Origin of the sequence: Plebeiibacterium sediminum, assembly GCF_026013605.1 — a bacterium.
In the GTDB taxonomy this organism is placed as follows: Bacteria; Bacteroidota; Bacteroidia; order Bacteroidales; family Marinilabiliaceae; genus Saccharicrinis; species Saccharicrinis sediminus.
In genome coordinates this window covers 1-19754 of record NZ_JAPDPJ010000053.1, presented here as the reverse complement: position 1 = coordinate 19754, position 19754 = coordinate 1, and the positions used below count along the sequence as shown (strand labels likewise).

The 19754-nt window shown below is 33.1% G+C and carries 19 protein-coding genes; 10 read left to right on the top strand and 9 right to left on the bottom strand.

The window, feature by feature from the left end:
• Position 1: 1 nt before the first annotated feature.
• Complete coding sequence (locus tag OM075_RS18320) at positions 2 to 640, bottom strand: OB-fold-containig protein (RefSeq protein WP_301191993.1); 639 nt, start codon at positions 638 to 640, stop codon at positions 2 to 4.
• 312 nt (positions 641 to 952) lie between these two features.
• On the opposite strand from OM075_RS18320, the gene OM075_RS18315 reads away from it, so the two are divergent.
• From OM075_RS18315 to OM075_RS18305, 3 genes are all read left to right on the top strand, one after another.
• The gene (locus OM075_RS18315; protein WP_301191992.1) at positions 953 to 1753 is read left to right on the top strand and encodes a DUF3108 domain-containing protein; all 801 of its coding nucleotides are present in this window, start codon (positions 953 to 955) and stop codon (positions 1751 to 1753) included.
• A gap of 128 nt (positions 1754 to 1881) precedes the next feature.
• The gene (efp, locus tag OM075_RS18310; RefSeq protein ID WP_301191991.1) at positions 1882 to 2451 is read left to right on the top strand and encodes an elongation factor P; all 570 of its coding nucleotides are present in this window, start codon (positions 1882 to 1884) and stop codon (positions 2449 to 2451) included.
• Positions 2452 to 2568: 117 nt separating this feature from the next.
• Positions 2569 to 3801, top strand: coding sequence for a GAF domain-containing SpoIIE family protein phosphatase (locus OM075_RS18305; protein ID WP_301191990.1), 1233 nt, complete (start codon positions 2569 to 2571; stop codon positions 3799 to 3801).
• A 78-nt stretch (positions 3802 to 3879) separates the two neighbouring features.
• Here the strand turns inward: OM075_RS18305 and OM075_RS18300 are convergent, their stop codons facing one another.
• From OM075_RS18300 to galE, 3 genes are all read right to left on the bottom strand, one after another.
• A complete protein-coding gene (locus tag OM075_RS18300; RefSeq protein WP_301191989.1) occupies positions 3880 to 6396 on the bottom strand; it encodes a YfhO family protein in 2517 nt (838 codons plus the stop codon).
• 374 nt (positions 6397 to 6770) lie between these two features.
• Positions 6771 to 7823: a dTDP-glucose 4,6-dehydratase gene (rfbB, locus tag OM075_RS18295; protein ID WP_301191988.1), complete on the bottom strand. Its 1053-nt coding sequence runs from the start codon at positions 7821 to 7823 to the stop codon at positions 6771 to 6773.
• Between the two features lie 115 nt (positions 7824 to 7938).
• Positions 7939 to 8967, bottom strand: coding sequence for a UDP-glucose 4-epimerase GalE (gene galE / locus OM075_RS18290; RefSeq protein WP_301191987.1), 1029 nt, complete (start codon positions 8965 to 8967; stop codon positions 7939 to 7941).
• 216 nt (positions 8968 to 9183) lie between these two features.
• Here galE and OM075_RS18285 point away from each other — a divergent pair, with 216 nt between their 5' ends.
• Positions 9184 to 10131: an HU domain-containing protein gene (locus OM075_RS18285; protein ID WP_301191986.1), complete on the top strand. Its 948-nt coding sequence runs from the start codon at positions 9184 to 9186 to the stop codon at positions 10129 to 10131.
• A gap of 93 nt (positions 10132 to 10224) precedes the next feature.
• On the opposite strand, the gene metG is transcribed toward OM075_RS18285, so the two are convergent.
• Positions 10225 to 12261, bottom strand: coding sequence for a methionine--tRNA ligase (metG, locus tag OM075_RS18280; protein WP_301191985.1), 2037 nt, complete (start codon positions 12259 to 12261; stop codon positions 10225 to 10227).
• A gap of 142 nt (positions 12262 to 12403) precedes the next feature.
• Between metG and OM075_RS18275 the strand changes: the two genes are divergently transcribed.
• From OM075_RS18275 to OM075_RS18260, 4 genes are read left to right on the top strand one after another with little or no spacing between them, the layout of a single operon-like run.
• Entirely contained in the window at positions 12404 to 13306 is a 903-nt protein-coding gene (locus OM075_RS18275; RefSeq protein ID WP_301191984.1) for a S66 peptidase family protein, read from the top strand.
• A gap of 48 nt (positions 13307 to 13354) precedes the next feature.
• Positions 13355 to 13720, top strand: coding sequence for a YraN family protein (locus tag OM075_RS18270; protein WP_301191983.1), 366 nt, complete (start codon positions 13355 to 13357; stop codon positions 13718 to 13720).
• Between the two features lie 41 nt (positions 13721 to 13761).
• Entirely contained in the window at positions 13762 to 14115 is a 354-nt protein-coding gene (locus OM075_RS18265; protein WP_301191982.1) for an MmcQ/YjbR family DNA-binding protein, read from the top strand.
• Positions 14112 to 14696: a DUF502 domain-containing protein gene (locus OM075_RS18260; RefSeq protein ID WP_301191981.1), complete on the top strand. Its 585-nt coding sequence runs from the start codon at positions 14112 to 14114 to the stop codon at positions 14694 to 14696. The genes OM075_RS18265 and OM075_RS18260 overlap by 4 nt, the downstream gene beginning before the upstream one ends.
• Here the strand turns inward: OM075_RS18260 and OM075_RS18255 are convergent.
• Positions 14686 to 15696 carry an NAD-dependent epimerase/dehydratase family protein gene (locus OM075_RS18255; protein WP_301191980.1) on the bottom strand — a complete coding sequence of 337 codons (1011 nt, stop codon included), beginning with the start codon at positions 15694 to 15696 and terminating at the stop codon, positions 14686 to 14688. The genes OM075_RS18260 and OM075_RS18255 overlap by 11 nt on opposite strands.
• A gap of 9 nt (positions 15697 to 15705) precedes the next feature.
• On the bottom strand, positions 15706 to 16113 hold the full coding sequence (locus OM075_RS18250) for an OsmC family protein (protein WP_301191979.1): 408 nt from the start codon (positions 16111 to 16113) through the stop codon (positions 15706 to 15708).
• Positions 16114 to 16259: 146 nt separating this feature from the next.
• Between OM075_RS18250 and OM075_RS18245 the strand changes: the two genes are divergently transcribed.
• On the top strand, positions 16260 to 16862 hold the full coding sequence (locus OM075_RS18245) for a riboflavin synthase (protein ID WP_301191978.1): 603 nt from the start codon (positions 16260 to 16262) through the stop codon (positions 16860 to 16862).
• A 156-nt stretch (positions 16863 to 17018) separates the two neighbouring features.
• Here OM075_RS18245 and OM075_RS18240 read toward each other — a convergent pair whose 3' ends face one another.
• Positions 17019 to 18071 (bottom strand): glycoside hydrolase family 43 protein, encoded by a 1053-nt coding sequence (locus OM075_RS18240; protein ID WP_301191977.1) that lies wholly within the window; start codon positions 18069 to 18071, stop codon positions 17019 to 17021.
• A 98-nt stretch (positions 18072 to 18169) separates the two neighbouring features.
• Positions 18170 to 18898, bottom strand: coding sequence for a ThuA domain-containing protein (locus OM075_RS18235; RefSeq protein ID WP_301191976.1), 729 nt, complete (start codon positions 18896 to 18898; stop codon positions 18170 to 18172).
• 220 nt (positions 18899 to 19118) lie between these two features.
• Between OM075_RS18235 and OM075_RS18230 the strand changes: the two genes are divergently transcribed.
• Positions 19119 to 19463 carry a hypothetical protein gene (locus tag OM075_RS18230; protein WP_301191975.1) on the top strand — a complete coding sequence of 115 codons (345 nt, stop codon included), beginning with the start codon at positions 19119 to 19121 and terminating at the stop codon, positions 19461 to 19463.
• The last annotated feature ends 291 nt before the right edge of the window (positions 19464 to 19754 follow it).

Here is a 19754-nt window from a genome sequence, read left to right as displayed (position 1 = left end):
TTTAGTCTTTATAAGGTTCAATTAGATAAAGTTTTTTATCAGATATATAATCTATCACAAGGCACGAATCCCCTTTGCTTAAAATATATTTCTCTTCCGTTGCTATAATATTAATTACATAAGTAGATCCATTATCATTAATAACTGCCTGCCCCATTTTATCATGAGTGGCCCCCAGTGTTACAGTACAAATTTTTCCTGTAAGGCTTTTATTACTTTGGATTACATTTTCTGCTTTTGCAAAAAGACTTACTAAAGGAGTGGTAAGGAATTTAGTTACAAACGCACTAACAAAGATGTTTGGTATTAAATAAACGAGCGACAGTATAACCGATGTATTGTTTAAGTAATAATTGGCAAGCAACGAAATCATCCACATTACGATAATAAAAAAACTTAATATTATCATTAACGGAATTTTGCCTAAATTAAAAAAGGATAATGCTGAGTTAAGCCAAATTAAACTATCTCCGGCATTAATATCTACATCTGCATCCAAATCTGCATCTGCATCAATATCAAAAGAATCAACATTAAAGATTCCAATAATAACTGTAATCCAATAAATTAATATTAAAATAAGTAGTGTGGTTGGTATTATATTTAAAATGGTAAATGCAGCGTTCAGGGTTTCTTTCATCAGTATTATAGATGTGTAATAATTTGGTAAAATGTTTAAGTCTCTCAAAAATAATTAATATTATCATAATTTGTACTAAGTACACAACAAAAGTTTAAAATATTATTCTAATTTGTTCAAATACTTCGATAATATAGGATAGCCTAAACAACAACCACAAACACTCTGCAGATAAACTTTTCAACTTTCATTTATTGGTTAATCATAATAACCAATCAGTTGATCCTTATCTTTTACAACTCTATATATAAATTATTATATTAATGGCTCAATAATTGTTATTTTTCTACAACAATTTAATGCCGAAACTATATGACTAACTATAAGGAACTTTTTCTCATAACTATTTTGTGTGCGATACCCTTTTTCACTTTTTCGCAAAGAGCACCAATTAAGAATTCAGATGCTTATAAATCTGGTGAACACTTAAAATACAGTATTCGATACAGTTTTATTACAGGTGGTTATGTAACCTTTTCTGTTAAGGACACAAGTTTTAATAACACATCCTGCAATTATGTAGAACTGAGCGCTAAGGCCACTGGCATTGTTGATGCACTGTATAAGATAAGAGACAGGTATATTAGTTTTATTGATAAGAAAACAGATCAACCAGTAAAGTCTATCAGAGACATTAACGAAGGAAGTTATAAATACTATAATGAAGTTATATACGACTATGATAGTTTATTGGAAGACTCTATTACTATTGACAGTAAAAAATCCGGCGAAGTTAAAGTGCCTTATAATATACAGGATATTTTGTCTGCTTTTTACTATGCCAGAAAATATGATTTCAACGACAACCTGAAAAAAGGTGATGTTTTATTTTATACAACTTACTTTAGTGATGAAATATTCCCTCTTCGTATCAAATATATCAGAACAGAAACTATTTCTACCGAATATGGCAAAATGGAATGCTATTTATTTCATCCGGTAACTGAAGTTGGAAGAGCTTTTAAAACGGAAGAAGACATGAAAATCTGGATATCGAGAGATAAAAACAGAATTCCCATAAAAGTAAAAATTAATTTAAAAGTTGGTTCTTTCGTTTGTGATTTAATAGAATTTAAGGGACTTAACAACTCTTTTAGCTGCATCAGACATTAAAAAAAACCAAAAAACAGACCTTTATCAACATTAATTACTCCTTATAAACGAGCTATTTAAAGTATTTGATTATTTTTGCAAAACTTTAATTTACATAAAGATAATTTTTAAATACTTTTACAAATACTATGGCAACAACAGCTGATATTAGAAACGGGATGTGCATATCTTTCAAAAATGATTTATATGCAGTTGTGCAGTTTCAGCATGTGAAACCTGGGAAAGGACCTGCTTTTGTGAGAACTAAACTTAAGAGTATCTCAACTGGAAAAGTAATTGATAACACCTTTTCAGCAGGACATAAAATTGATGAACAACGTGTAGAACGTAGATCTTATCAATATTTATACAAGGATGATATGGGTTACATATTCATGAACAATGAAACTTATGAACAAGTACCTATTGAAGAAAAATTAATTGAAAACTACGACTTATTAAAAGACGGTTTAAATTGTGAAGTTGTATATCACGCTGACACAGAAACTCCGTTATTAGTTGACCTTCCAATGCATATTGAGTTCGAAATTACTTATACAGAGCCAGGCATCAGAGGGGATACTTCTTCAACAAATTCATTAAAACCAGCAACTATCGATACAGGAGCAACTATTATGGTTCCTTTATTTGTAAATACTGGTGACTGGATTAAAGTTGACACTCGTGACAGATCGTATGTAGAAAGAGTAAAAAAATAAATCACAAAACATACAAGGAGCCCTGTTTATGCGAACAGGGCTTTTTTATTCATAAACAAACTGTTTTCGCATTAAAAAATTTAATAACTTACCAATTAAAGATTTTAAGTATAGCAAATGGTAACCCAGCTTCAGAAAAAAAGACTAAGACTTTTTAAAGACAGGTTAAATATTTTGTTGGATATTGCTCAAACTATAAATGAGGATCACAGCATTGACGACCTGCTTTCGGAGTTTGAAATACTTCTAAGAGAAGAGTTAGAAGTTGGGAAAGTATTGGTATTCACTCAGATTAATGGTAAATGGAAGAACCTGTTAAATTCCGGAGTGAATAAGAATGAAGTTTTAGATATTAATGTTGACAGAGACCTCACACAATACAAAAACATTGAAAACATTACCATTTCTCATCCTCCACAACTTAAAGGATTTGATGCAGTAATTCCACTTTTTCACAGATTTAAAGCCATTGGTTTTGTTTTAATTGGTGATGTTGATGAAGAGCATCAGGGCATTAGTCCAACCATTAAACATCTCAAGTTAATTCAAATTATATCAAACCTGATCATTGTTTTTATTGAAAACAAACGAATGCAGGAAGAATTACTTGAACAAGAGGTCATGCGCAAAGAGATGGAACTGGCTTCAAGAATTCAAACGCAATTGGTTCCGGCTGATAATCATTTACCGATTAGCACCAAATATAGCATACACACCTTTTACCATCCTCAATTTGAAGTTGGAGGTGATTATTATGACTTTATTAAGTTATCGAAAAATGTGTTAGGATTTTGTATTGCTGACGTTTCCGGAAAAGGAATCTCTGCAGCAATGCTAATGTCAAATTTTCAGGCAGTTTTTCGTGCATTATTTACACCTGGCATTAACCTTAAGAAGTTAGCACATATGCTCAATCAAAAGGTTAACCAAAGTGCCAACAGCGAAAAGTTCATCACCATGTTTTTGGGTAAATACAATACAATTACCCGAAAGTTATCCTACATTAATGCTGGTCACCTGCCTCCAATGCTATTTGACCCTAAAAAAAGACAATTGGTTAATCTTGATAAAGGTTGTATCGGTTTGGGTATGCTAGACGAAATTCCAGCTGTGGAAGTTGGTAAAATCAAGATTCCTCACGAAGCTAAATTTTTAGCTTTTACAGACGGGTTGGTTGAGCTTGAGACTGGAGGCGAAGTTGAGTCTGGAATGCAGGCCATTGAAGACATCATCTCGAATAAATATGATGTTGAAAAGAACATGCAGCAACTTAAAAATTTAATCAACGAACAACTTGAGATTGGTTCCGTATTTGACGATATTTCAATAACCGCCATTCAATTTAAATAAAAAAAGGAAGCTGACTGAATCAACTTCCTTATCACTTTTCTCTCAACCTGAATTTACCTTAACTGGTAAAAGTATTTGTTATAATTTCTTTTCTTTCCATAATTTAAATCCAACAACAGCTACAAGCAGTATTACTATTAAGGAACTAATCAATGCTAAAAGTTGTCCCATCTGATATGATTTTGGCTCAAACTTAAACACTAACTCGTGATTTCCTGAAGGAAGTTTAACTGCACGCAAAATATAGTTTGCTCTGTAAATATCAACAGGCTTACCATCTAAATAAGCATTCCATCCTTTAGGATAGTAGATTTGCGAAAATACCGCTACCTGACTTTGCGCTGCCTCATATTGATATTTTAAAAGATTAGGTTCATATTCAGTCAGCTTAATGCTTCCCTGAATTGAATCTACCTTATAATCATTTAGCGCAGAAAATTCAGAAACATTTACGATAGCTTTGTCCTTTAAATCAACATAGCCAATCGCATCAATAGCGGCATCAGGGGATTGAACCGGATAGGTTTCTTTTACAAACCAAACATCACCCCATGTATTTGTATTTACAATAGGTTCTACATTAGGATTATAAACAATATACTTACCATTCAGCATATTTAAAGCAGGCATTTCTGAAAGCTTTTGCTGAATAGTTTGGTCATCTCCTTGCGTTTGAAGTGTTGATGTAAGCGTTTGCCAGTCTTTAGCCAGGTAATAATCAATGATATCCTGATATCTTCTTAATTTAGCCCCATGGAAACCTCCAATCGATTGGTGATGATAAGAGGTATTAACTTCCGTAAAAGGATTTCTGTAAATGGTGAAAACCCGATCTCCCTCTTTTTTATCAGCATTAATAGCAATATCGGAAGGTGTTAACTCGAATGTTTTATTAACTTTTCTTGCACTTTGAAAATGATCGTTATTTAAATATCTCTTATCTACACTCCATAAATCGATAATAATCAGCAAACCTAAGCCCCAAATCACATATTTTTTAGGTAGCTTATTGGTTGCATACAACCATAAAGATCCTGAAGCAATTAAAATAAAAGCAAAACTTCTAAAGGCATCAGCCTTTAACAAGGCCATACGAGCTACTTTCAAATTATAAAGTAAACCATTAAAGTACTCTGTTACCTGTGCTGCCTGAGCTGCATTTTGCTGAATATATTGCTGCTTCTGTTGTAATATGGCACTTAATTCCATATCGCTAATAAAATCAAAGAATACGGCAGGGAATAAATAAAACAACAAACTAACTCCACCTGTTAATCCAAAAGCAGCTAGAAACTTCCAACTTTTTTCTTTAATCAGGTTTGGATTATTATACACCTCTCTTAAACCTAAAAATCCTAATGTAGGAATTGTGAAAGATGCGATAACCATAGCCATTTCAACAGTCCTAAACTTATTGTACAACGGAAAATGGTAAAACATAAGGTCTGTAAAACCTGAAAAATGCTTACCCCATGCTAAAAAGAATGAAAAAATAGTTCCGGCTATTAACCACCATTTATCTGGCCCTCTAAAAAAGAAAACACCTAGCATAAACAAGAAACAAATAATGGCTCCGGCATACACTGGTCCCGAAGTAAAGGTTCTTCCTCCCCAGTATTGACTTTGTCCTGCAACAGTTTCTCTAAACTGACTATCAACTTTTTCCAGGATCTGCTTATTATTTCCAATAGCCTCTGAAGCTCCTCCTACGGCATTAGGAACTAACAAAGTCCATGTTCCGATCGGCTCTAAACTCCAGTCCAAGGCATAATCTTTATCCAAACCACTGTGGGCTTTATCTCCGTCTTTTGCTTCCAAATCAGACTTCCCTCTAATACTGTATTTTCCGTATTCATAGGTTGTCCACAAATTTGAAATATTAGGTAATATGGCTAAAAAAGCAGCTACAACAAGCACAGCTGTTGATGTTGCAAACTTTGGCAACGATTTTTCAATCAAAGCATAAATAAATCTCGATATTACAATGATGCCGACCAACAAAGCCAGGTAATATGTAATTTGAACGTGATTATAAGCAATCTGTAATCCCAGTGCTATTGCTGTAAACAACCCTCCTATCCATTTATTTCTGTTATATGTGAATAGAACTCCTGCAACTACAGGTGCCATTAAACCAATGGTATAGGCCTTGGTGATATGACCTGCTATTATTATAATAAGATTATAGGACCCAAAGGCAAAGGCAATAGCCCCTATCAAACTCATCCATTTATCAACCTTACAGCTCAATAAAAAGATATAAAACCCTAACAGATATAAAAACAATATGGCTACAGTTTTATATGGTAAGCCCAATCGTGTTATTCTATTGATATATGAATAAATATTTTTGGATGAATCGCCTTTTATTTGGTATGCAGGCATTCCTCCAAACATACTATTTGTCCATTGCGATTTTTCTCCGGTTTTTGCTTCATAGGATTTAAGCTCTTGCGCCATACCAATGGCATGACTTTGATCTAATTGAGGCAATTCCTTATTCTCCAATACAGGACTAAAATAAGCAAAACTCAATACCACAAACAATACAACCGAACCAATATAAGGAAGTAGTGATTTAAACTTGTCTATCATGATTTTACATTTTTGAAGTGCTAAAAATATACAAAAACCCAATACTCTGCAATTATCGCAGAATTCTATTCTTGCATTACTTGTTCAACCTATAATTAGATGTACAAATTATATTTCAAATGATTACACCACTATTTATTAACTGATGTTAATTGAATGGATTTCATATTTTATGGCATGCTCTTTGCAATATTCATATTTGAAAGGCAAAAGCGTTTTTCACACATTAGGTTAGGGTTTAAGTTTATTAGCCGAAATGAATGTCATTTCGGCTAATTTTAAACAACATTATTTTTGATCATACTTTTTCAATGATAGTTTAAACATAGTCGAGTTAACAAAAAAGAGGGATTATTCATCCCTCTTTTTATTTACTATCTTTTCTCGTATTGACTTTCGTAATACTTTTCATATGTTCCATCGGTAATCCGGTTCATCCATTCTTCATTTTCCAGATACCATTCAATCGTTTTTTCAATACCTTCCTCGAACTGTAATGATGGTTTCCATCCCAATTCTTTCATTAACTTAGAAGAGTCGATTGCATATCGCATATCATGCCCTGCTCTATCTTTAACAAAAGTGATTAATGAAGCAGAAGTTCCAGGCTCTCTTTCTAATTTTCGATCCAATACTTCACACATCTTTTTAATTAGATCAATGTTCTTCCATTCATTGATTCCTCCAATATTATATGTTTCACCAGTTGTTCCCTTATGAAAAATCATATCTATAGCATTGGCATGATCGATTACATAAAGCCAATCCCGTATATTTTCACCTTTACCATATATTGGAATAGACTTCATTTTTTTAATATTATTGATAGCAAGTGGAATTAATTTTTCCGGAAACTGATTTGGTCCATAATTATTGGAACAATTTGATACTACAACCGGCATTCCATAAGTATGATAATAGGCTCTAACTAAATGATCACTACTAGCTTTTGAAGAAGAATACGGACTTCTTGGATCATAAGCTGTTGTTTCCGTAAACAAACCTTCTTCACCTAAAGATCCATATACCTCATCTGTAGAAATATGATAGAACAGTTTCCCTTCAAAATTGCCATTCCAAACGGCTCTGGCTGCATTTAGGAGATTTACTGTCCCTAAAATATTTGTTTTAATAAACGATAGTGGATCAGATATAGAACGGTCGACATGAGATTCAGCAGCCAAATGAATCACTCCATCGAACTGATACTGCTCAAACAGATCTTTCATCAAGGCTTCATCAACAATATCAGCTTTAATAAATGTATAATTTGGTTCAGCCTCTATATCTTTTAAATTTTCTAAATTACCAGCATACGTTAATGCATCCAAATTAAATATTTGATATTCGGGATAATTCTTTACAAATAATCGTACAACATGAGAACCGATAAAACCAGCTCCTCCAGTAATTAAAATCTTCTTCATTAGTTTATTTTATATTTACATGGGACTTAAATTCTCTGCAAGATATGACTATTGAGGATAAAAAAAAAGGTTGTTCTGCAATAGAACAACCTCTTAAATATTTATCTGAAGAATTTTAGTTTAATCCTCTTACATTTTTTTCCCATTTCCATGCAGAAGCCAATGTTTCTTCAAGTGTCTTTTCTGATTTCCAGCCTAACTCTGTATTTCCATAAGTTGTATCGGCCCAAATCTTTTCAATATCACCACCTCGTCTTCCAACGATTTTATATTTTAAATCAACTCCTGTAACTTCAATAAAAGCTTTCACCAACTGCATTACAGAATAACCTTCACCAGTACCCACATTGAAGAATTCATAATTACTTTTCTTTTTATCTTCAATTAATCTGTTAATTGCAACAACATGTGCTTTTGCTAAATCAACAACATTAATATAATCGCGAATTGCTGTTCCATCCGGAGTATCATAATCATCTCCAAAAATGCTTAACTCTTCTCTCAAGCCAGCTGCTGTTTGCGTAATAAAAGGTACTAGGTTGTTTGGAACGCCTACAGGGAATTCACCAATCAATCCTGATTCATGAGCTCCAATCGGATTAAAATAACGAAGAGCAATACAATTTAAATCTTCATTAGTTTTACAGAAATCGCGCATAATATCCTCACAAATAGCTTTTGTGTTTCCATAAGGCGATTCGGCTTCTTTTCTCGGAGTAGCTTCTGTTACAGGTAATTTATCTGGCTGTCCGTAAACCGTACAAGAAGAAGAAAATACCATATGTTTCACACCATACTTCTTCATTCCTGTTAATAAATTAAGCAAGGAATTAATATTATTTCTGTAATATTCCAATGGTTTTTGAACTGATTCACCAACCGCTTTAAATGCAGCAAAATGAATAATTGCTTCAATATTTGTATACTTATTAAAAAATTGATCTGTTAAAACACTGTCAGACAAATCAAATTTTTCAAATGCAGGTCGAATTCCTGTAATCTTCTCAATGTTATCCAAAACCTCTATTTGAGAATTTGAAAGGTCATCTACAATTACAACATCAAAACCTGAATTTTGTAATTCAACCACAGTATGTGAACCAATATAACCAGTTCCACCAGTAACTAATATTTGCTTGCTCATATATTTAAAATTAAAACTTCTGTTAATTATGAACGTAAAAGTAATAAAATACTCGTCATTACAAACATGTTTTACAGAATATATATTTATAACACACTGTTTATAAATATTATAAACAGGTGGGTACTAGTCGGTTTTATCTTATTTTCAACATATTATCAACAGGTGTTAAAAAGAGGTATGTACATTCATCTATAATTTTATTATTTTTGCATTATGCTTAATCTTGAAAAACACATATCAGAACTATTATATCAGTACGACTGTGTAATTGTTCCAAATCTAGGTGGATTTGTTGCAAATAATATTTCAGCACAGTTCAATGAGAAAACCGGGATTTTTAATCCCCCAAGTAGAGAAATTGGATTTAATAGAAGCTTATCGCACAACGATGGACTTTTAATTAATTACATTTCTAAGTGCGAAAAAATGCCTTACGAGGAAGTCCAGGACTTATTACTAAAACACATTAGCATCCTTAAGTATCAACTCGTTAAAGGTGAAACACTTCGATTTGCTACCATTGGTAATTTAAAAGCGGATAACCAGGGTAATCCATACTTTATTGCAGAGAAAGAAAATTCGTTTGCAACTGAAAGTTTTGGTTTAAGCACCTTCCATTTCAATACTCTTGAACAAGAAAAAGAACTGAACGACAGATCAAGACATCTGGTAAGAAAGACCTTACAATCCAGAAGCGTTCGTCAGATTGCTGCTAGTATTACTTTGGTTTTAGGTTTAATGTTTATTTCTCCTGAAATAGAAAAAACATCTCAGTTTAGTTCATTTTCTGACATGATTCCTCAACTTGAAACTACCACTGCAAATACTCCTTCTATTACAGAAGTAGTTACACCTGTTGTAGAGCCTACAAACGTAGTTAAGGAAGAAACAACCCTAACTGAACCTGCTGAAACGAAAATAATACCAGAAAACAAATACTTTATTATTGGCGGAAGTTTTAAGTACGAAAAACCGGCTTTAGACTTCATCAATAAACTTAACAAAAGAGGTATTAATTCCGCAGAAATTTTAAATAGCAACAAAGGCCGATTCAGAGTATCACTTGAAGCATTTTCAGATAAAGACGAGGCAAGTGAAGCACTAGACAAATACCGTAGAGTTAATGGCTACAGCTCGGCCTGGTTATTTACTAAACAATAAAAAGTAAAATACTGAAATAACGTAATATTCTATATACAACAAAGGCTGCTAAAATTAGCAGCCTTTGTTTTTATATCCTGTTTTGTACGATAATTATCTTACTTCTGAGCCAGCTTTTATATCTTTTGATGGTTGTACAAATACCAATTCGCCATTAGCATCCTCTCCCATTAAAATCATTCCCTGAGATTCTATACCTTTAATATTTCTTGGAGCAAGATTTACCAAAATACTTACTTGTTTTCCAATAATATCTTCAGGTTTATAATATTCTGCAATACCCGAAACAACAGTTCTTTTATCAATACCTGTATCGATCAATAATTTTAAAAGCTTTTTAGTTTTTGCTACTTTTTCAGCTTCCAAAATGGTTCCAATCCGAATATCCATCTTCGTAAAATCATCAAATGAAATATTCTCTTTAGCTGGCGCAGCTGTTTTTGCAGCTGCTTCATTTGCTGTTTTTGTGGCCTGTAATTTATCTAATTGCGTTTGAATGGTTTCATCCTCAATTTTAGCAAATAACAATTCAGGCTTATTAATCACATGACCAGCTTTCAATAAATCAGTTTTTCCCAGATCTGACCAATTTACGTCAGATAAATTAATCATATTCTGTAATTTAACAGCACTAAATGGCAAGAATGGTTCCATTAAAACAGATAGATTTGCAGTAATTTGTAATGACACATACATAATTGTCTTTACTCTTTCCTCATCTGTTTTAATCAATTTCCAAGGCTCTGTATCTGCCAAATATTTGTTACCTAATCGAGCCAAATTCATCATTTCTTTGATCGCTTCGCGGAAACGATATTGATCCAGGCTAGACTGAACTTTATTAACGATTACTGAGATTTCTTCAAGACTTTGCTTGTCAAAATCCTCAACAACAGAACCCATTTCAGGCGTTTTACCATCATAATACTTATGTGTTAAAACAATTGCTCTGTTCACAAAGTTTCCTAAAATGGCTACAAGCTCATTATTATTTCGGGCCTGAAAATCTTTCCAGGTAAAGTCATTATCTTTTGTTTCAGGAGCGTTTGCTGCCAAAACATAACGCAATACATCTTGCTGATCTTTAAAATCTTCAAGATACTCGTGTAACCATACTGCCCAATTTCGTGAAGTTGAAATTTTATCTCCTTCAAGATTTAAGAATTCGTTAGCAGGAACATTTTCAGGTAGATTAAATGATCCTTCAGCTTTTAGCATTGATGGAAATACAATACAGTGAAACACAATATTATCTTTACCAATAAAGTGAAGCAACTTGGTTTCTTTATCTTTCCAGTATTTTTCCCACTCCGGAGTTAATTCCTTTGTAGCTGAAATATATCCAATCGGAGCATCGAACCAAACATAAAGCACTTTACCATCCGCTCCATCAACAGGAACCGGAACTCCCCAATCCAAATCACGACTTACTGCACGAGGTTGCAAACCTTGATCAATCCATGATTTACACTGTCCGTAAACATTTGCCTTCCATTCTTTATGATCCTCTAAAATCCATTTCTTTAAAAACGGCTCGTGCTTATCCAAAGGCAAATACCAGTGTTTGGTTTTTCTAACAACAGGTACACTACCAGAGATAACCGAAACCGGATTTATTAAATCAGTAGCATTTAAAGAAGTTCCGCAACTTTCACATTGGTCGCCATAAGCCCCTTCGTTCCCACAATGCGGACAAGTTCCTGTAATATATCTGTCAGCTAAAAACTGCTTTGCTTCTTCATCGTAATATTGATCTGATTCTTTTTCAATAAACTCACCTTTATCATAAAGCGTTTTAAAAAATTCAGATGCTGTTTTATAATGAGTTTCTGTAGTCGTTCTGGAATAAATGTCAAAGGTAATACCAAACTCCTGGAAAGACTTTTTAATAATTCCATGATATCTGTCTACGATATCCTGAGGGGTTACTCCTTCGTTTTTAGCTTTTAAAGTGATAGGAACACCATGTTCATCAGAACCTCCAATAAGCAATACATCCTCTCCCTTCATTCTAAGATATCTTACATAAATATCTGCAGGTACATAAACTCCTGCCAGGTGACCTATATGAACCGGTCCATTTGCATATGGAAGTGCGGTGGTAACAAGTGTTCTTTTAAAATTATCCATTGGTACGATTAATTAACGCATGACAAAAACAAAATCCGGCTATCAAAAGCACGGATTACAAAATAAAATTCTGTTATTGGCGCAAAGATAAGGAAAATGAGAATATTTTGTAGTTTTGATTTTTATTAAAAAAAGTGAACTCATGATATATCCTCCATCGTTAAAAAAAGGAGATACGATTGGTATTGTTGCTCCGGCCGGCAGAATGGACAAAAACATTATTGAGCAGGCAGCACAAAGAATAATAAAGATGGGATACAAAGTTAAATTTGCAGACCACCTCCATCAACATTATTATAACTTCTCATCAACAGACGAAAACAGAAAAAATGATCTTCAGGCTATGCTTGATGACCAAAACATAAATGCCATATTATGCACAAGAGGCGGATATGGTGTAATTAGAATTATTGACCAACTTGATTTTACATCATTTAAAGCACATCCCAAATGGGTAATTGGTTTTAGCGACATTACCGCTTTACATGCTGCAATTCAAAATCAAGGAATTGCAAGTATTCATGGCCCCATGTGTAAGAGTTTTTTAAATTACACCGATACCGGGATTGATATTGATATACTATTCTCTTTTCTTGAAGGTGAATCACCTGAATATATTATCAATCCTTATCCTTTTAACAGGATTGGAAAAGCAAGCGGAGAACTGATTGGAGGAAACTTATCTTTATTACACGCTCTAAGAGGAACTAAATTTGATTTAGATACCAAAGGTAAAATACTATTTATTGAAGATCTTTCTGAATATCTCTACCATCTCGACAGAGTAATGTATAATTTAAAATTGGGTGGATATTTAGAAAATCTTTCAGGGCTGGTTGTTGGACAATTTACCGATATGAAGGATAATGAAACTCCTTTTGGGGAAACGGTAGAAGAAATTATTTACAAAAGCGTGGCTGAGTACCATTATCCAGTAGCTTTTAATTTCCCTTCAGGACATATAGAAACAAACTTCCCTCTTATTTTAGGAGATAATATCAATCTTAATGTTGAAGAAGATCAGGTAAGTTTAATCTCCATATAGATGAGTTCTTTGTCCATTTAAAAATATAATTGTATTTTAAAAAGAAAAATGGCCAAGCATAACGAACTGGGAAAACTAGGAGAACAAAGAGCCGCAGAGTATTTAATATCAAAAGGATATCAGATACTAGAGCAAAACTGGAGCTATAATCATAAAGAAATTGATTTAATAGCATTAAAAAATGATATGCTCATTATTGCTGAAATCAAAACCCGCAGCAACGAAAACTGGGAACATCCGCAAGAAGCCATTACCAACAGAAAGATTCGTTTTTTGGTTGATGCTACAGAAGCTTATATAATGACCAATGATATTGATTTAGAGGTAAGATTTGATGTAATTGCTGTTATAAACGAACATAACAATTGGAAAATCGAACATATTGAAGATGCTTTTTATCCACCGGTGAATTGAATTAATATTAACTTTGACAACAGAAATATCCTTTAATTAACATGATGAATATTGAAGAACTAAGAGAATATTGCTTAAGTAAAAAAGGAACAACAGAAGAGTTTCCTTTTGATGATGTTACCTTAGTTTTTAAAGTATCAGGAAAAATGTTTGCCCTAAGCAACCTGGATGGAGATCTCTATGTTAATTTAAAATGCGATCCGGAAAAGGCTATTGAGTTAAGAGAGTCATATGAGGCCATTAAACCAGGTTTTCATATGAACAAAAAACATTGGAATACAATTGAAATGGATGGAAGCTTAAAACCAGATATAGTTAAAAGTTTAATAGATCATTCTTATGATCTTGTGGTTTCAAAGCTTACTAAGAAACAAAAAGAAAGCCTGTTACAATGAAAAAGTTAATGCGATTTTTCTTCCAGGGATTACTTTATGTAGTTCCTATTGCTGTTACTATTTACGTAATTGCTATTGCTATTATATGGACTGATGGTTTAATTATGGACAGAGAATTTTTTCATAAAGGATTTCTGGCTCAATATAATTTCCCGGGACTTGGACTGGTAATTATATTAGTATTGATTACACTTATTGGTTTTATTGGTCAAAAACTGATATCATCCCCTATTTCAGAAGCTTACGATAAATTAATAAAAAAAGCCCCTCTTATAAAAATGATATACACTTCTGTTAAAGATCTTATGTCGGCATTTGTGGGAGGAGAAAAGAAATTTAATACTCCGGTTATTGTAAGAATGGATGAATCCGGTGTTTTAAATCGTTTGGGGTTTATTACTTCATCAACACTTGAAGATTTAGGATTAAAGGATATGGTTGGTGTTTATTTACCAAGTTCTTACGGTATGCTTGGAGAGTTATATTTAATTCCGAGTAAGAATATCACCAAACTAGATGCAAACTCAGCAGATGTTATGAAATATATTGTATCCGGGGGGATTTCTAAAATTAATGGTTAGTCTTTAAAAAATAATCTGCTGTTTCTTTTACTGTATCTTCTATTGGTCGATATTTAAAACCTATCGTATCGGTTATTAACTGACCTGAATACAATGTTGTTTTCAATGATGTTCTGGCTGAATCTTTAGTAATCAAGGGATCAGATCCAAACATCATATTTTTCAGCTTTTCAAAACGCCAAGCCATACCGGTTAGTACTTTACCCGCTACCAATGTTGGAGCTTTCACTTTAAGTGCTGTTGCTATACTTGTAAAAAGCGATTGATACGATAAATTAGCACCATTAAGCAAGAAACGCTGATTAACAATATTTGCATCACATAATTGAATCAATGCATCAACCACATCACGCACATCAACAAAACCAGTTCCACCAGGAGTGTAAAACTTAAGTCCTTTATAAATGGTTTTTATAATTTTTGCACTACCCAAATCCCAGTCACCAGGTCCAATAATTACAGATGGATTCACAATTACAGCATCCAGTCCTTCTTTAGTTGCTCTCCAAACCTGCATTTCAGCCCGAAACTTACTAATACTATAGGCAGAATGATTACGACCTCCCTGCCAATAAGACATTTCATCAATCACCTCTCCGTTTTTTGAGTTTCCCAAAGTAGCGATTGAACTAATATAACAGAACTTCCGTATTTTATTTTCGATACAGATATTTACCAGGTTAGCAGTGCCTTCTTCATTTACATTTAGCATCTGATCTTTCAAAGATGGATTAAATGAAACCAAAGCTCCTGTATGATAAACAACATCTACACCTTGTGCAGCTTTTTCCAATGACTCGTAATCCAGTAAGTCTCCATCAACCCACTGAATTTTTTCAAATAAAGAATCTGCTGAAACCCCATAAAAATCAAAAACGAACTTTGTTTTTTGAATATCTGATGTTTCCCGCTTTAATGCCCTAACCTCTTTACCTTCTTTTAAAAGACGATATAGTAGATGCGCTCCAACCAGCCCCGTTCCTCCTGTTACTAAAACCATAAATCGTTACTACCAATTAAAAATAATGGTCTGTTTTAAATTTTCGTGAACACTTAACGGAACCGGACTTACACCGGCAACACTCTCTATCATTTGTTTTTCTTCCTGAGAATAACCTTTATCCGGAAAATTAAATTCCATAATTACTTCAGCAACCCGTCTTGGATCACTGGCCATTATCTTAGTGATATTTAACTCCGTACCTTCTATGTCTATGTTATTATCCATCGCCTTAATTCCCATGATAGTCATTATACAGTTACCTAGCGACGTAGCCAATAGGTCAGTTGGAGAAAAGGCCTCTCCCTTACCTCTGTTATCAGTTGGAGCATCAGTAATAATTTTACTTCCCGACTGCAAATGAATATTTTCGGTTCTTAGGTCTCCCAGGTAGGTTGTTTTAACTGTTATTCCCATAACTTAATGCTTTAAACATTGTATGTTCAAAGAAACAAAAAAATGCGTTCTCATGAAACGAGCAGTCGAAAGTTTTTCGCACAATGGAAATTATTATAATTTTGTTACCAAATTATTTATACAGAAAATCATTTAAAAGTTTGGATATGTTTTCAGGAATAGTGGAAGAGGCAGCTGTGATTACAGGCCTTGAAAAAGACAAAAGTAATCTTCACATTACAATGGAATGTTCTTTTGTTGATGAATTAAAAATTGACCAAAGTATTGCTCACAATGGCGTTTGTTTAACTGTTGTAAAAAAGACAGATAAAACATATACTGTAACAGCTATTCAGGAAACACTAGATAAAACAAATTTGGGTGTATTAAAAGTTGGCGACAAAGTGAACCTGGAAAGAAGTATGATTATGAATGGCCGTTTAGATGGGCATATTGTTCAGGGACATGTGGATCAAACAGCAAAATGTATTGAAGTAAAAGAAGCTGACGGAAGTTGGTATTACACTTTTCAATATGACATTAACAAAGAAAAAGCTGCCCAAGGGTATATGACTGTTGAAAAAGGTTCTGTTACTGTTAATGGAGTTAGCTTAACTGTTGTCAATAGTAAAGATGATCGTTTTTCTGTAGCTATCATTCCTTATACTCATGATTTCACAAACTTTCATCAAATAGAAGAAGGAAGTATCATTAACATTGAATTTGATATTTTAGGCAAATATATCAGCCGAATTATGGCTCTTAAATAGTAATTTAAGATTAAAAGGAAAAGGGTTAAAGGTTAAAGGAAGACTTACAGACTAATTAGTAAATATTTATTTAAACTTTCAACTACTCTAAGATAAAAAACAAGGGGCTGCTATATTAACTATAACAGCCCCTTGTTGCATTTATGAAAAAAAGATCTACTGTGCAGGATTAACACCTTCTGTGGTCATCACTACTCGTTTTAATGATCCATCTGAATTATATTTTAGATAATCAATACAAACAGATCTTCTAAAACTCATTCCGTCTGTTTGAATTCCTCCATTATGATAGATAAAATAATCTTTACCTTTAAATTCAATGATTGCCTGATGATTGGTATTACAGTTACCTGCCAACTCATTTAAAATACCTTTAAATTCCCAAGGTCCATCAATGCTCTTACTCATAGCATAAGCAGTTTTTTCAGGGAATTGATAAGCATAACTTAAATAGTACCAATCGCCTTTTTTATGTACCCAAGGGGCTTCTGTATAATTAGGAAGTTCAATCTTTTTAATCGGGCCATCTAATTCAACCATATTATCCTTTAGCTTGGCATAATGACATTGTGTATTCCCCCAAAAAACATACGTTTGCCCATCATCATCAGTAAATAAAGCAGGGTCAATATCATCCCAATCCATATCTCTTTGTCCACCTTGACCATCAGGAATTTGAAATGGAGCCGGAGTCATATCATTAGTAATTAAAGCCTCACCTATAGCATCTTTCCATGGTCCTACAGGATGATCAGCAACAGCTACACCAATGGCCTTACCTGACTTTGTGGCATGCGTTACTGTAACAAACCAGTAAAACTTACCATTTTTTTCAATTACATGAGCTGCCCATGCATCACCTCTGGCCCATTTAAAAGCTGATACCGGAAATGAAGCTCGCTCTTCCCAGTTTACCATATCAGTTGATGAATAAATCAACCAATCGTTCATTTCATAGAAATTCCTATTGGGAGGACAAACATCATGACCTGCATATAAATAAACCGTGTCATTAGAAACGAAAGCAGCAGGATCTGCAGTGTATTTATCTTTAATGATTGGATTTCCTTCTTTAAAAAGATCTGTTGCTACGGTTTGATCTTCTTCTGTTGTAGATTTTAAATTGCTTGTGTTGTTACACGAAAACAAAATAGAAGTGGTTAATAAAAGGCCAAATACCTTTGTAACGCCAAATTTAAAATTGTTCATGAGATAGTAGATTAAATACTGTTATATTTTATGATATCATTTCTTTAATATTCGATCTCACAAAAATCAAAAATAACAGTATTATAAAGGAGGATATATCATTTTTTAGAGCGGAGAATTAGATACAAAACAGCCTGCTTAATTAATTTCTTATAATGTGAATTAGTAAACACTTTGTCATCATGTCCGTTTTGAATATAGACAACCTCTGCATTTTTTACCCGATGAATCCATGCAGCATAAGGCATATTATGAGAGTCTTCACAAATTAGCAAAGGAGTTACTTCTGGAAGAATTTCACAATTATTGTAGGCTTCTCCAATTATTGAAAAACAATCTAAATCCATGGTTATAGGATGTTTTTTATTTGACACAGTAAGGTTCAGTTTATAATCATGAATATATGCAGAAGGACCTAATATTGGATGTTGCCTATTATACCTCCCTCCTATAATATTTATAAAATTCGGCCATTTCTGATAAGACACTAAAGTGTGATGAAGAAATAACATGGGTTTTCCTTTTTCCAACAAATCCCAATAAGCATCCTTTTGTAGTTCTGTAATTGAATCATTTAAATCATAAAATACGATTAAGGCATACTGATCAACATCTCCATTTTGAATAAACTCATTTGCTTGTGGTTGCTTCATTTCTATTGCATCAATACCATCTATTAATGCAAACAACTCATAAAATCCTGAAGAAGGGACCTTTCGATTGCTTGTAACAAGTAGTATACTTGCTTTTTCTTGTGCGTACAATTTATTTGTAATCACGCAAACCTGAAAAAATATTAATACAACTAAAACAACAATTGTCTTCATCTACATTGAATTTACATATCAATACACAATAGACCTTACCCAGAGACTATGCTATTAACTAAGTACTATCATCACATGGCTAGCTTTATTTCGCCGATTTAAAAACATAAGTTATCCATAAACAAAATCAATTGCAACCGAAAACGAAGTACTACTTTTATACGATTCAAATTAAAATATAGTATCAGCCTTATTTCAGAATTAAGCAATCGCTCTGATTATGGCAGATTTGCTCAAACTATATTCTGTTGAACAAATGGTGAACCTGATATGGCAAGCTTTAAATTTCAAATACGATGAATACCTAAAAGGTATGAGAGATAAAAATCATACTGCTAATACCATTAAATACACTTGTCTGAACTTTGGAGAATCTAAAAGAAGGAGAAATCAAAAAGTCCAATGCTTTAACAGACCTGCACAAATTCCTCAATCAGAATTATCAAAATATCTTTTTAATGATGTATTGAAAATTGGAGATGTTGGATTTAGAGAAATTCCTTCTGAAATGGAATTAATTAAAGATCTGATTACAATCAAACAAGGAGATATTCACACATTTTAATAATATAAAATTTAACAATTTACCATTGGAATGCATATATGTATTCCAATACTTTTGGGTTTTCAAGGGAGGTAACGGCCTCCCGATTTTTTTAGTCTCAATTATTTAATTGATAAAGTATGTGTAATTAGTTAATCCTTAATAACATCATAAGTCATTAGTTATCAACAGTAAATGTGAATAAATATTGATATTCATTCGTTCTTAATTGCAAGGATATTAGTAAATTAGAGGAAAACCTTGCAGAAATAATGAAAGGAAAACTACCGAATCAGAATCAGAGAAATTTGT

What these genes read in the sequence shown, in the direction of transcription:
- OM075_RS18305 (WP_301191990.1), top strand. Translation starts at nt 2,569, where the DNA reads ATGGTAACCCAGCTTCAGAAAAAAAGACTAAGACTTTTTAAAGACAGG.
- OM075_RS18270 (WP_301191983.1), top strand. Translation starts at nt 13,355, where the DNA reads ATGGCCAAGCATAACGAACTGGGAAAACTAGGAGAACAAAGAGCCGCA.
- OM075_RS18275 (WP_301191984.1), top strand. Translation starts at nt 12,404, where the DNA reads ATGATATATCCTCCATCGTTAAAAAAAGGAGATACGATTGGTATTGTT.
- galE (WP_301191987.1), bottom strand. Translation starts at nt 8,967, where the DNA reads ATGAGCAAGCAAATATTAGTTACTGGTGGAACTGGTTATATTGGTTCA.
- OM075_RS18320 (WP_301191993.1), bottom strand. Translation starts at nt 640, where the DNA reads ATGAAAGAAACCCTGAACGCTGCATTTACCATTTTAAATATAATACCA.
- OM075_RS18255 (WP_301191980.1), bottom strand. Translation starts at nt 15,696, where the DNA reads ATGGTTTTAGTAACAGGAGGAACGGGGCTGGTTGGAGCGCATCTACTA.
- OM075_RS18245 (WP_301191978.1), top strand. Translation starts at nt 16,260, where the DNA reads ATGTTTTCAGGAATAGTGGAAGAGGCAGCTGTGATTACAGGCCTTGAA.
- efp (WP_301191991.1), top strand. Translation starts at nt 1,882, where the DNA reads ATGGCAACAACAGCTGATATTAGAAACGGGATGTGCATATCTTTCAAA.
- OM075_RS18300 (WP_301191989.1), bottom strand. Translation starts at nt 6,396, where the DNA reads ATGATAGACAAGTTTAAATCACTACTTCCTTATATTGGTTCGGTTGTA.
- OM075_RS18240 (WP_301191977.1), bottom strand. Translation starts at nt 18,071, where the DNA reads ATGAACAATTTTAAATTTGGCGTTACAAAGGTATTTGGCCTTTTATTA.
- OM075_RS18260 (WP_301191981.1), top strand. Translation starts at nt 14,112, where the DNA reads ATGAAAAAGTTAATGCGATTTTTCTTCCAGGGATTACTTTATGTAGTT.
- OM075_RS18265 (WP_301191982.1), top strand. Translation starts at nt 13,762, where the DNA reads ATGATGAATATTGAAGAACTAAGAGAATATTGCTTAAGTAAAAAAGGA.
- OM075_RS18315 (WP_301191992.1), top strand. Translation starts at nt 953, where the DNA reads ATGACTAACTATAAGGAACTTTTTCTCATAACTATTTTGTGTGCGATA.
- OM075_RS18235 (WP_301191976.1), bottom strand. Translation starts at nt 18,898, where the DNA reads ATGAAGACAATTGTTGTTTTAGTTGTATTAATATTTTTTCAGGTTTGC.
- OM075_RS18250 (WP_301191979.1), bottom strand. Translation starts at nt 16,113, where the DNA reads ATGGGAATAACAGTTAAAACAACCTACCTGGGAGACCTAAGAACCGAA.
- OM075_RS18285 (WP_301191986.1), top strand. Translation starts at nt 9,184, where the DNA reads ATGCTTAATCTTGAAAAACACATATCAGAACTATTATATCAGTACGAC.
- metG (WP_301191985.1), bottom strand. Translation starts at nt 12,261, where the DNA reads ATGGATAATTTTAAAAGAACACTTGTTACCACCGCACTTCCATATGCA.
- rfbB (WP_301191988.1), bottom strand. Translation starts at nt 7,823, where the DNA reads ATGAAGAAGATTTTAATTACTGGAGGAGCTGGTTTTATCGGTTCTCAT.
- OM075_RS18230 (WP_301191975.1), top strand. Translation starts at nt 19,119, where the DNA reads ATGGCAGATTTGCTCAAACTATATTCTGTTGAACAAATGGTGAACCTG.